Here is an 11,003-nt window from a genome sequence, read left to right as displayed (position 1 = left end):
GCGACGAGGACGAACGGAATCCCGAGGCCGAGGCAATAGCAGACGGTGAGGAACGCGCCTCGTCCCGCCGTGCCCTGCACGAACGACATCGAGTAGACGACTCCGAACGTCGGCGTAAGGCACGGCGCCCACGCCAGCCCGAACGCGGCACCCAGCAGCGGCGCGCCGATGAGGCCCGCGCGCGGCAATCGGTGGATGCGGAACTCGCGTTGCAGGAAGGAGATGCCGCCGAGGAAGACCACGCCCATCACGATCGTGACGATGCCGAGCACGATCTCGATCGCGCGCAGGTGCGTGCGGATCGACCCGCCGAGGCTGCCGAACGCGGCGCCCTGCGCGACGAAGATCGCCGTGAACCCGAGGACGAACAGCAGCGCGCCGGCGATCATGCGGCGCTGGCTCGGCTTGGCCGCGTCCCCCGACAGTCCGGCGACGTAGGACAGGTAGCCGGGCACGAGCGGCAGGACACACGGCGACAGGAACCCGATCAGCCCGACCAACACGGCGACACCGGCGGCCAGCAGCAGTGGCCCGTCGGAGACGGTGTGCACGAAACCGCCGTCGGCGAGCAGCATCGTCAGCGCTCCGCGAGCAGCTGGTCGAGCGCGCCGGTGAGGTCCTTCGGCGACAGCCGCACGATGTAGACGGCGGCCACCTTGCCCTGCTTGTCGACCAGCACGGTGAACGGCAGGGCGGCGGCCGGCAGCTGACCGAGCCGCAGCGCCGTCTCACCCTGCTCGTCGAACACGATCGGGTAGGTGATGTCGTAGGTCTTCACGAACGACTGGGCGTTGCTCTTCACGTCCTTGGTGTCGACACCCAGGAAGTCGACGCCCCGCGCCTTGATCGTGCGGTACACCGCGTCGAACTGCGGCGTCTCCGTCTTGCACGGGCCGCACCACGTGGCCCAGAAGTTGATGACGACGACCTTGCCCTTGCGTTGCGCCAGAGTGGTCGTGCCCCCTTCGAGCAGCTTGCCGGTGAAGCCGCCGGCGAGTTTGCGCCCGGACTCCGGGTAGAGCTTGCCGAGCGCGGTGCCCGAGCGGAACTGGAACGTGCTGCTGCCGCTCTGGTCGACGGCGTCCTTTCCGGTGCACGCCGACAGCGCCAGCACGGCGGCGGCGAGGGTCAGCAGGGCGCGTTTCATCGTCGTCCAGTGTCCTTCACCTGCCTGTGGACGCCGACACCGGACTCAGCGGGCGCCTACGCTCCCGCGCCCGTCCCGCTGGGCAGCGCGGCGGCCGGTTCGGAGTACTCGACGTCCACGATGTCGTCCTCATCGAAGGTGAGGGACGTGACCGAGGCCAGGCTGCATTGCCGGTGCCGCGGGTCGTGGAAGAGACGCTGGCCCTCGGCGCTGCGGCGAGCGCAGACGATGGGCAGTTGGTGGCTGACGCAGACGGCGTCGCGGCCGGCGGCGGCGTCCCGCGCCGAGCGCGCGGCGGCCAGCACCCGGGTCGCGATCTCGGCGTACGGCTCGCCCCACGACGGGCGAAGGGGATTGCGGAAGTAGCGCCAGTTGCTGGGGTCCTTGAACAGGCCCTTGCCGCCGGCCACCGGCCGTCCCTGGAGGAAGTTCTCGGCCTCGATGAGCCGTTCGTCGACGGCGATCGCGAGCCCGATGGCGGCCGCGAGCGGCGCGGCGGTCTGCTGCGCCCGTTCGAGGGGGGACGAGACGAGGTGGCCGATGTCGTGCTGAGCCAGCCAGTCGGCCGCCGCCTGCGCCTGGCGCTCGCCGAGTTCGCTGAGCCGGAAGCCCGGCAGCCGGCCGTAGAGCACGCCTGCCGGGTTGTGGACCTCGCCGTGGCGCAGCAGGTGGACGGTCGCGCGGGGCACGTGGGCATCCTCCCAGACCGGTTACGCAGGGCTGGTGGTCGGCTCGTCCCCGGGGCCTGCGTCGGGGGCGGCCGCTACCGTCCGCGCATGCCTGTGAACTACCACCTGGTCATCCGGCGCGAGATGGACCGGTTCGTGAGCGTCCTGCGCGACACCGACCCATCGGCGCCCGTGCCGTCGTGCCCGGACTGGACGGCGCACGACCTGCTCGACCACATGACCGGCGTGGCGCTCTTCTGGGGCGCAATCGTCCGCGACCGGTTGACCGACGAAGGACCGGCGGAGGCGGCCGAAGCGTCCCGTCCGGCCGAGCACGACGCGCTGTTCGCGGCGATCGAGGCGGCCACCGCCGACCTGCTCGCATCCCTCGACCGGACGCCGGACGACGTGCCGGTGTGGACGTGGTCGGAGGACAACACGGTCGGTTTCATCCGGCGCCGGATGGCCCACGAGGCGCTGATCCACCGACTGGACGCCGAGCTGGCCGCCGGCGCCGTGACCGAAGTCGACGCCGACCTGGCCGCCGACGGCGTGCAGGAAGCGTTCGAGCACTTCTTCGGCGGCTTCCCGGCGTGGTCCACCCATACCTCGGACGGACCGGTCGCGCTCGTGCGCGCGAGGGACACCGGCGCCGAGTGGCTCGTCCGCATCGGGTACTTCAGCGGGCTGAGCCCGAACACCGGCAAGACCTACGACCGGGAGCCGACGCTGGAGCTCGTCGGGTCCGGCGAACCGAGCTGCAGCGTGACGGGGACGGCGGGCGAGCTCGACGCGTGGCTGTGGAGCCGGCCGGCGTTCGCCGCGCCCGTCGTCGAGGGCGACCCATCGGCCTTCGAGGCCTTCCGCGCCATCATCGCGAAGGGCGTGAACTAAGCCGTCGCTCTGGCGGCGGCCTCGGCCGCGGCCGGCAGCGCCGCCTCGATGCGCTCGAGCACGGCGGCGTCCATCGCCGCGTTGACGAACCACGCCTCGAACGCGGACGGCGGCAGGTAGATCCCGGCGTCGAGCATCGCGTGGAAGAACGACTTGTAGCGGTACGTCTCCGCCGCCTGTGCTCCCGCGAAGTCGGTCACCGGGACGGCCGAGAAGAAGACCGAGAAGAGGTTGCCGGCGTACTGCACCTGGTGGGCGACGCCAGCGGCAGTGAGTGCGGCGGACGCCATCGCGCCGACCGCTCGCGCGTTCCCGTCCAGCGCGGCGTAGACGGCGGAATCGGCCAGGCGCAGGGATGTCAGCCCGGCCGCGACCGCCACCGGGTTACCCGACAGCGTCCCCGCTTGATAGACCGGTCCGGTCGGCGCGAGCTTCGACATCACGTCCGCGCGGCCGCCGAACGCCGCGGCGGGCAGGCCGCCGCTCATCACCTTGCCGAACGTGAACAGGTCCGCGTCCACCGGATCGAGGCCGTACCACCCCGCGCCCGACACCCGGAAGCCGGTCATCACCTCGTCCATGACCAGCAGCGCGCCGTGCCGCGCGGTGATCTCGCGCAACCCGGCGTTGAAGCCGGGGCCTGGCGCGACGGCGCCCATGTTGCCGGGTGCGGCTTCGGTGATCACGCAGGCGATGTCGGTGCCGAATTCGGCGAAGCAGGCCTCCACGGGGGCCAGGTTGTTGTAGGGCAGGACGATCGTCTCGGCGGTCTGCGCGCCCGTGACGCCGGGGGTGTCGGGCAGTCCGAAGGTGACCACGCCCGATCCGGCCGCAGCCAGCAGCGCGTCGACGTGTCCGTGGTAGCAGCCGGCGAACTTGACGATGCGGTGCCGGCCGGTGACGCCGCGGGCCAGGCGGATCGCCGACATCGTCGCCTCGGTTCCGGAGTTGACGAGGCGTACCTGCTCGACCGGCGCGATCCGCCGCACGATCTCCTCGGCCAGCTCGATCTCGCCGAGCGTCGGCGTGCCGAAGGACAGGCCGTGGGCCGCGGCCGCCTGCACCGCGGCGACGATCTCGGGATGCGCATGGCCGTGGATCATCGGTCCCCAGGACGAGACGAGGTCGACGTACTGCCGCCCGTCCGCGTCGACGAGGTACGGCCCCGAGCCGCTGACCATGAATCGGGGCGTGCCACCGACGGCGCGGAACGCCCGCACCGGCGAGTTAACCCCGCCCGGGATCACCGTGAGTGCGCGGTCGAACAGGGCGGCGGACTGAGGTGCGTCGGTCACGAGAACCAGTCTGGCATCGCCCGATTTTCAAAGATCTCGACCCGTGTGGTCTGGTAGAGGTAACCCCGTTTGACCGAAAGGCACTTCCCGTAATGAAGCACGTCTCCACCGTGGTGGCACCCGCGATCGTCACCGCCGCCGTCCTCGCGCTCACGGCCTGCAGCAGCTCCTCGAAGGCCGCGAAGTCGGCTTCGCCGTCGACCGGTGCCGCTGCATCCACGACCCAGTCCTCGGCCCCGACGTCCGCGTCGTCCACCCCGGCCACGCCGCTGTCCGCGATCGTGCTGCAAGCAGCCGACGTGCCCACGACGTTCAAGAAGGCGGCGCCCGACCCAGACGACCCGGCCGACCACGCAGCGATCGTCGCCTGCGTCGGTGGCGCCAACACCGAGAGCGACAAGGCCGGCACCGCGGAGGCGGGCTTCGACCAGGGTGACAACTCCATCTCGTCCACGGCGTCGCGGTTCAAGTCCGACAGCAGCGTCGACACCGACGTTCAGCTCCTCAAGAACCCCAAGTTCGACACTTGCTCCGAACAGCAGGCGCGAAAGACGCTGACGAAGGCGCTCCCCGCTGGCGCCAAGATCGACGACATCTCCATGAAGACCACGCCGGGAACCAACGGCGGACCGGAAAACGTGGCGGCGATCGGTCGGGGCACCGTGACCCTCACCGCCAACGGCCAGACGGCAAAGCTCTACATCGTCGTCGCCTACATCACCGGCCCGCGTCTCGAAGCCGAGGTGGACGTCACTGGTTTCGGCGCGCCGATCGCCGACACCGTGACCGAGAAGGCGATCACGGCCGTCGCGCAGCGGGCGGCCAAGGGCTGAGGCGTTCCCGGCCGACCCCGTCGGGCAGGATTGCCGGCATGGACATCGCAGGCAGTTCAGCACTTGTCACCGGCGGGGCGTCCGGGCTCGGTCTGGCGACAGCGAGACGACTGGCCGCCGCCGGCGCCCACGTGACGATCGTCGATCTGCCGTCCGCGGCCGGGGCAGACGCGGCCGCGGAGTTCGGAGGCATCTTCGCGCCGGCCGACGTCACCAGCGAGGGCGACGTCACCGCCGCGCTGGACGCCGCGGCCGAGCTGGGCCCGATCCGAATTGCGGTCAACTGCGCAGGCATCGGGACGGCCGGCCGGGTCATCGGCAAGAAGGGCGTCCTGCCCCTCGACGACTTCGCGCGGGTGGTGACGGTCAACCTGATCGGCACGTTCAACGTCATCCGCCTCGCCGCCGAGCGGATCACCGCTACCGAGATCGTTGACGGCGAGCGCGGTGTGATCGTCAACACCGCGTCCGTCGCCGCCTTCGACGGGCAGATCGGCCAGGCCGCCTACTCGGCGTCCAAGGGCGGCGTCGTCGGCATGACGCTGCCGATCGCGCGCGACCTGGCCGACAAGCTGATCCGCGTGGTCACCATCGCGCCCGGGCTGTTCCTGACCCCGATGTTGCAGGGGCTGCCGCAGGAAGCGCAGGACTCGCTCGGCGCGCAGGTGCCGCATCCGAGCCGGCTCGGCGACCCGAGCGAGTACGCGGCCCTGGTCGAGCACATCGTCGCCAACCCGATGCTCAACGGCGAGGTCATCCGGCTCGACGGCGCGATCCGCATGGCGCCCCGGTAGCGACGTGTCCATGCTCCACCTGCGGGTCGTCTGCCCGCAGGAGACCGCCGAGCGGGTCGTCGACGCGCTGAACGGCCACGTCGGCGTCGTGGCGATCCGCCTGGCCGGCCCGTCGTCGTCGGGCTATGAGGTGAACGCCGACCTGGCCCGCGAGTGCGCGGACGCCGTCCTGGAGTCATTGCACGAACTGGACGTCCCCGGCCAGGGCATGATCACGATGGAACCGCTCGACACCGCCATCGGGTCGCTGGTCGACCGGGCCGAGCGCGACGCGCCGGGCGAGGGCGCCGACGCGCTGATCTGGGACGAGTTGATCGACCGCACCGGTGAGGATTCCGCGCTCACCGGAATGTTTGTCGCGTTCATGGTGCTGGCCACGCTGCTGGCCTCGATCGGGGTGGTGACGGACTCGCCGATCACCATCGTCGGCGCCATGGTGGTCGGGCCCGAGTTCGGCCCTCTGGCCGGCGTCGCCGTCGGCCTCATCCGGCACCGGACCGGGATCGTGCGCCGCGCCGCCCTCGCGCTGGCGGTCGGCTTTCCCGCCGCCATCGTCATCACCAGCCTGCTGGCGCTCATCGCCCGAGGCGTCGGGCTGATCTCGCCGGCGGACATCACCGGGCCCGGGCGCGAGACCGAGTTCATCTACCACCCGGGTTGGTTCTCGCTGATCACCGCGCTCGTCGCCGGAACCGCCGGAATGCTCTCGCTCACGTCGAGCAAGTCCGCTGCGCTCGTCGGCGTGTTCATCTCCGTCACCACGATCCCCGCGGCGGGCAACGCGGCCGTCGGCGGCGTCCTCGGCAGGTGGCACGAGACGTGGCAGTCACTTGCCCAGTTGGGGATCAACCTCGTCGGCATCGTCGCGGCCGGTGTCGTCACCCTGCTCGTACTGCACCGGGTGGCGCAAGCTCGCGCCGCATGACGATGCGGCGGCCCACGGCGTCCAGGCCCAGCGTGGCTTCCCGCTCACGCAGGGCGACCAGCCCAGGGGTGAGGTCGTTGGTCTCGGCGAAGCCGCGTTCGGCGTAGTACGGCCCGTTCCAGGGCACCTCGGCGAAGGTCGTGAGGACGATCGCCGGATAGCCGCGCCGGCCGGCCCACTCGCAGGCCCGCTCGAGCAGCCGGGTGCCGATCCCCTGGCGCATCCATTTGGGCACGACCGCGATCTCGGCGACGTAGGCCAGTCCGTCGACCTCTTCGAGCTGGACGTAGGCGATCGGGGGCCGACCGGCGACGAAGACCGCCTTGGCCTGGGCCAGTTCGGCCACCTCGACCGGCGGCAGGTCGGGCAGCTCGTAACCAGCCAGCCGGAAGACGGTGTCGGCCCGTCCGTCGATTTCGGCGAGCAGCGGCAGATCGCTACGGGCCGCGGCACGGACGTCCTGGCTGCGGTCCGGGTCGCCCGCCTGGCCGAGGCCGAGGGCTTCCTGCACCCGATCGGGATGTCGAGTGGGCACGACGAGGTCCTGGCCGTCGAACAGCCGGACGGTCAGGCCCTTGAGGCTGCGCGGTTTGCCGGTGGGCCAGCCGAGGACCGCCAGCTCGTCGTCGTCCAGGCCGGCCGCGACCGCGACGATCTCCGCCCGGCCGATCGCCTCGTCCCCGACCCGCACCTCATCGGCGGTGATGCGCAGCGACTTCTCCGAGCGGACGGCGTAGACGAGGAGGAAGTTCAGCCCAAGGACGAGCGCGGCAGCCAGCAGCCACCCGATCAGGTGGGCCATCCCGCCACCGAGGACGAGGTCGAAGACGAACCCGGCGCCGAGCAGCGCGGCGAAGAACCAGAGGCTGGCGTAACTGCGCGCGGGCTCGTCGTAAGTCCCGAGCGCGTTGGGCGTCTCCTCGGTCATCCGAGCTGGTGGGCCACCTCGACCGCCCAGTACGTGAGGACGATCGACGCGCCGGCCCGCTTGATCGACGTCAACGTCTCGAAGATGATCCGTTCGCGATCCAGCCAGCCGCGCTCGGCCGCCGCCTCGACCATCGCGTACTCACCGCTGATCTGATACGCCGCAACCGGCACCGGCGACGCGTCGGCCACGGTGCGCAGGATGTCGAGGTAGGGAAGGGCCGGCTTGACCATGACCAGGTCGGCGCCTTCGGCCACATCGAGCGCGACCTCGGCCAGCGCGTCGGCGGCGGTGCGGGTGGCGTCCTGCTGATAGCTCGCGCGGTCGCCCTGCAGCGAGGAGTTAACGGCCTCCCGGAAGGGTCCGTAGAAGCCGGACGCGTACTTGGGCGCGTAGGCCAGGATCCCGGTCTCGACATACCCTGTGGTATCGAGCGCGTAGCGCACCGCGCCGACCTGGCCGTCCATCATCCCGCTCGTGCCGAGCAGGTGGGCGCCGGCCTCGGCCTGGGCGAGGGCCATCGAGGCGTAGCGCTGCAGCGTCGCGTCGTTGTCGACGGTGCCACGGTCGTCGAGCACGCCGCAGTGCCCGTGGTCGGTGAACTCGTCGAGGCACAGGTCCGACATCAGGACGGTCGAGTCACCCAGCTCGTCGTGCAAGCGGCGCAGAGCGACGTTCAGCACGCCATCCGGATCGTCGGCGGCCGAGCCATGCGCGTCCTTCCGCTGGTCGTCCGGAATGCCGAAGATCATCAAGCCGCCGACGCCGGCTTCAACGGCCTCGGCCGCCCCCTTGACCAGTGACTCGAGCGAGTGCTGGACGACGCCGGGCATCGACGCGATGGGCCGCGGTTCCTCCAGGCCTTCGCGGACGAACATCGGCAGGACGAGATCGGACGGGTGCAGCGACACCGCGCTGACCAGCCGCCGCAGCGCCGGGGTGCGCCGCAGTCGGCGCGGCCGCGAGATCGGGAACGGCGGCAGTTCGGGCAGATCCACGTCCGCAAGATTACGCGCGCTCAGCTGGCCGGCCCTCCGAGTTGTCCGTGCCCCGCCACGTCAGAGCGTGGCGAAGCACGGACAAGTGGGCGGACCACCCAAAGTTGTCCGTGCCCCGCCACGTCAGAGCGTGGCGAAGCACGGACAACTTCGCGGACGAAGCGCGGACGAAGCGGACGGACCTAGCGCGACGCGCGGCGGGCCGAGGAACGGGCGGCCTTCTTCGCCGCCGCGGCGGCGGCCTTCTCCTTCTCGGCTTCCGCGCGGGCGATGGCGAACTCGGCCAGCGCGTCGATCAGCGCGGGCACGGTCGCCGACTCGGGCTGGACGTCTACCCGCAGGCCGAACTCCTTGGCCGTGGCCGCGGTCTGTGGCCCGATGCAGGCGACGACCGTGCGGGCGTGCGGCTTGCCGGCGATGCCGACCAGATTGCGCACCGTCGACGAGGACGTGAAGCACACCGCCTGGAACCCGCCCGACTTGATCGCGTCGCGGATGTCGGCCGCCGGCGGGGCCGCGCGGACCGTCCGGTACGCCGTCACGTCGTCGATCTCCCAGCCGAGCTCGCGCAGGCCGGCCGCGAGCGTCTCGGTCGCGATGTCGGCCCGCGGCAGCAGGACCCGGTCGATCGGGTCGAGCACGTCGTCGTACGGCGGGAAGTCGGCGAGCAGACCCTCGGAGGACTGCTCCCCCGACGGCAGCAGCTCGGGCTTGATGCCGAACGCGCTGACGGCGTCCGCCGTCGCCTCGCCGACGCAGGCGATCTTCACGCCGGCGAACGCGCGGGCGTCAAGCCCGAACTCCTCGAACTTCTCGCGCACGGCGCGTACCGCGTTGGTCGAGGTGAACACGATCCACTCGTAGCGGCCGGTCACCAGGCCCTTGCTCGCCCGCTCCATCTGCGTGGGCGTGCGCGGCGGCTCGACGGCGATCGTCGGCACCTCGACGGGGACGGCGCCGTGGGTGCGCAGCCGCTCGCTCATCGCGCCGGCCTGCTCCTTCGTCCGCGGCACGAGGACCTTCCACCCGTACAGCGGACGGGACTCCCACCACGCCAGCTTCTCGCGCTGCCCGGCCGCCTTGCCGACCGTGACGACGACGCGTCCGGTCATGCCGACCGCCGCCAGGTCGAGCTCGCCGAGCGAGCCGACGACCGTCTGCTGGCCCGTCGTGGTGCCGCTGCACGACACGGCCACCGCCGTGTCCGGCTTCAACCCGTAGGCCACCAGTTGCTCACCGACATAGGCCACATCGGCGGCGTCGACGGTCAGCAGCAGCGTGCCGGCGGCGTGGGCCAGCGCGTCGTAGTCGGCGTTGTCGACGTCGGTCAGGTCGGCCTCGGTCCGTACGGCGCCGATCGGGACGCCGGCGTAGGCCGCCGTGCCCACGCCGAGGGGAACGCCGGGGACGACCTCGAACGGGACGACCGTCTTGGCGACGGCGAGCGCCTCCTTGACCGCGCCGTCGTCGGAGAACGGGTCGCCGGCGACGAGGCGGACGATCGACTGGCCGTTGCGGGCATCGGCCAGCATCGCCTTGGCCGTCTCGGCCGGTGTGGTGTCGGCCGGTCGGACCTCGAAGGTGGCCAGCGCCGTGATCGCGGCCGGCACCGCCGAATCGGCGACGACGATCTCGGCGGCGCGAATCGCGTCCGCCGCGTGGCTCGTCAACAGCCCAGGGTCACCGGGCCCGGACCCCACGAAGGTGATCCGTCCGACGATCTTGCGCACGCGGGTCATGTGGTGCTCCCCATCATTGTGTCTGCACCGTCGGCGACTAGCTCGGCGGCAAGCCGCCGGCCAACGCCGGCGGCATCGGTGGTGGGACCAGTGGCCGAGAGCCGGACGGCGTCGCTGCCGTCGAGCGCGGTCACTGATCCGCGTAGGAAAACTTCAGGGCCGTCGTCACCTTCGGCAATTTCGGCCAGTCCGCCGATCGGGGCGGTGCAGCCGCCCTCGAGGGCCGCCAGCATCGTCCGCTCGGCGGTGACGGCGGCACGGGAGTCGGCGTGGTCGAGGAACGCCAGCACCGCGATGGCCCCCTCGTCGGATGCCCGGCACTCGAGCGCCAGAGCGCCTTGGGCCGGCAACGGCAGCACCTGGATCGGGTCGAGGATCTCGGTCACCTCATCGGCGCGCCCAAGTCGTCGCAGCCCGGCGTAGGCGAGGACGACGGCGTCGAGCTCGCCGTCGGCGACGCGCCCCAGCCGGGTGTCGACGTTGCCGCGCAGCGGCACGACCTCGATGCCGAGCCCGAGCGCGTTGAGCTGCGCCGCCCGACGAGGTGAACCGGTCCCGACCCGTGAGCCCGGAGGCAGCCCGCCGAGCGTCAGGCCGTCGCGGGCGACGAGAGCGTCCCGCGCGTCCTCGCGCTCCGGAACGGCAGCGATGGTGATGCCTTCGGCCGGAGCCGTCGGCAGGTCCTTGTACGAGTGGACGGCGACGTCGATCGTCTCGTTCAGCAACGCGGTCCGCAGGGCCGACACGAACACGCCGGTGCCGCCGAGCTGGCTGACCGCGGC

12 protein-coding genes are annotated in these 11,003 nt (G+C 71.4%); 4 read left to right on the top strand and 8 right to left on the bottom strand.

Annotated elements, in window-relative coordinates; all coding sequences use genetic code 11:
* The 3 genes from ABR571_RS14160 to ABR571_RS14150 all read right to left on the bottom strand — a co-directional run.
* Window positions 1–575, bottom strand: a 575-nt coding sequence (locus ABR571_RS14160; RefSeq protein WP_409453847.1) for a cytochrome c biogenesis CcdA family protein, incomplete at its 3' end; no start/stop codon positions are given.
* A gap of 2 nt (window positions 576–577) precedes the next feature.
* Window positions 578–1,147 (bottom strand): TlpA family protein disulfide reductase, encoded by a 570-nt coding sequence (locus ABR571_RS14155; RefSeq protein WP_409453846.1) that lies wholly within the window; start codon window positions 1,145–1,147, stop codon window positions 578–580.
* 56 nt (window positions 1,148–1,203) lie between these two features.
* Window positions 1,204–1,836: a histidine phosphatase family protein gene (locus ABR571_RS14150; RefSeq protein ID WP_409453845.1), complete on the bottom strand. Its 633-nt coding sequence runs from the start codon at window positions 1,834–1,836 to the stop codon at window positions 1,204–1,206.
* A gap of 87 nt (window positions 1,837–1,923) precedes the next feature.
* Between ABR571_RS14150 and ABR571_RS14145 the strand changes: the two genes are divergently transcribed.
* Window positions 1,924–2,709, top strand: coding sequence for a maleylpyruvate isomerase family mycothiol-dependent enzyme (locus ABR571_RS14145; protein ID WP_409453844.1), 786 nt, complete (start codon window positions 1,924–1,926; stop codon window positions 2,707–2,709).
* On the opposite strand, the gene hemL is transcribed toward ABR571_RS14145, so the two are convergent.
* Complete coding sequence (hemL, locus tag ABR571_RS14140; protein WP_409453843.1) at window positions 2,706–4,004, bottom strand: glutamate-1-semialdehyde 2,1-aminomutase; 1,299 nt, start codon at window positions 4,002–4,004, stop codon at window positions 2,706–2,708. The genes ABR571_RS14145 and hemL overlap by 4 nt on opposite strands.
* A 92-nt stretch (window positions 4,005–4,096) precedes the next feature.
* On the opposite strand from hemL, the gene ABR571_RS14135 reads away from it, so the two are divergent.
* The 3 genes from ABR571_RS14135 to ABR571_RS14125 are packed head-to-tail and all read left to right on the top strand — an operon-like array spanning window position 4,097 to window position 6,556.
* Window positions 4,097–4,837: a hypothetical protein gene (locus ABR571_RS14135; protein WP_409453842.1), complete on the top strand. Its 741-nt coding sequence runs from the start codon at window positions 4,097–4,099 to the stop codon at window positions 4,835–4,837.
* 38 nt (window positions 4,838–4,875) lie between these two features.
* A complete protein-coding gene (locus tag ABR571_RS14130; RefSeq protein ID WP_409453841.1) occupies window positions 4,876–5,631 on the top strand; it encodes an SDR family NAD(P)-dependent oxidoreductase in 756 nt (251 codons plus the stop codon).
* 10 nt (window positions 5,632–5,641) lie between these two features.
* Complete coding sequence (locus ABR571_RS14125; protein WP_409453848.1) at window positions 5,642–6,556, top strand: DUF389 domain-containing protein; 915 nt, start codon at window positions 5,642–5,644, stop codon at window positions 6,554–6,556.
* On the opposite strand, the gene ABR571_RS14120 is transcribed toward ABR571_RS14125, so the two are convergent.
* The 4 genes from ABR571_RS14120 to hemC form a co-directional block, all read right to left on the bottom strand.
* On the bottom strand, window positions 6,510–7,484 hold the full coding sequence (locus ABR571_RS14120) for a GNAT family N-acetyltransferase (protein WP_409453840.1): 975 nt from the start codon (window positions 7,482–7,484) through the stop codon (window positions 6,510–6,512). The genes ABR571_RS14125 and ABR571_RS14120 overlap by 47 nt on opposite strands.
* A complete protein-coding gene (gene hemB, locus ABR571_RS14115; RefSeq protein WP_409453839.1) occupies window positions 7,481–8,482 on the bottom strand; it encodes a porphobilinogen synthase in 1,002 nt (333 codons plus the stop codon). Before hemB ends, ABR571_RS14120 begins: the two co-directional genes overlap by 4 nt.
* A 182-nt stretch (window positions 8,483–8,664) precedes the next feature.
* Window positions 8,665–10,221 (bottom strand): uroporphyrinogen-III synthase, encoded by a 1,557-nt coding sequence (locus tag ABR571_RS14110; RefSeq protein WP_409453838.1) that lies wholly within the window; start codon window positions 10,219–10,221, stop codon window positions 8,665–8,667.
* On the bottom strand, window positions 10,218–11,003 hold a 786-nt coding region (hemC, locus tag ABR571_RS14105; RefSeq protein ID WP_409453837.1), incomplete at its 5' end, for a hydroxymethylbilane synthase. The genes ABR571_RS14110 and hemC, both read right to left, overlap by 4 nt.

Source organism: Jatrophihabitans sp., assembly GCF_046262535.1.
Classification (GTDB): Bacteria; Actinomycetota; Actinomycetes; order Mycobacteriales; family Jatrophihabitantaceae; genus Jatrophihabitans.
Note: the sequence above shows the minus strand (reverse complement) of the source record. Positions and strands in the feature narration are given on the sequence as shown.

Coding starts and splice junctions, on each gene's coding strand:
- ABR571_RS14155 (WP_409453846.1), bottom strand. CDS start 1,147: ATGAAACGCGCCCTGCTGACCCTCGCCGCCGCCGTGCTGGCGCTGTCG.
- ABR571_RS14145 (WP_409453844.1), top strand. CDS start 1,924: ATGCCTGTGAACTACCACCTGGTCATCCGGCGCGAGATGGACCGGTTC.
- ABR571_RS14135 (WP_409453842.1), top strand. CDS start 4,097: ATGAAGCACGTCTCCACCGTGGTGGCACCCGCGATCGTCACCGCCGCC.
- ABR571_RS14130 (WP_409453841.1), top strand. CDS start 4,876: ATGGACATCGCAGGCAGTTCAGCACTTGTCACCGGCGGGGCGTCCGGG.
- ABR571_RS14125 (WP_409453848.1), top strand. CDS start 5,642: ATGCTCCACCTGCGGGTCGTCTGCCCGCAGGAGACCGCCGAGCGGGTC.
- ABR571_RS14120 (WP_409453840.1), bottom strand. CDS start 7,484: ATGACCGAGGAGACGCCCAACGCGCTCGGGACTTACGACGAGCCCGCG.
- ABR571_RS14110 (WP_409453838.1), bottom strand. CDS start 10,221: ATGACCCGCGTGCGCAAGATCGTCGGACGGATCACCTTCGTGGGGTCC.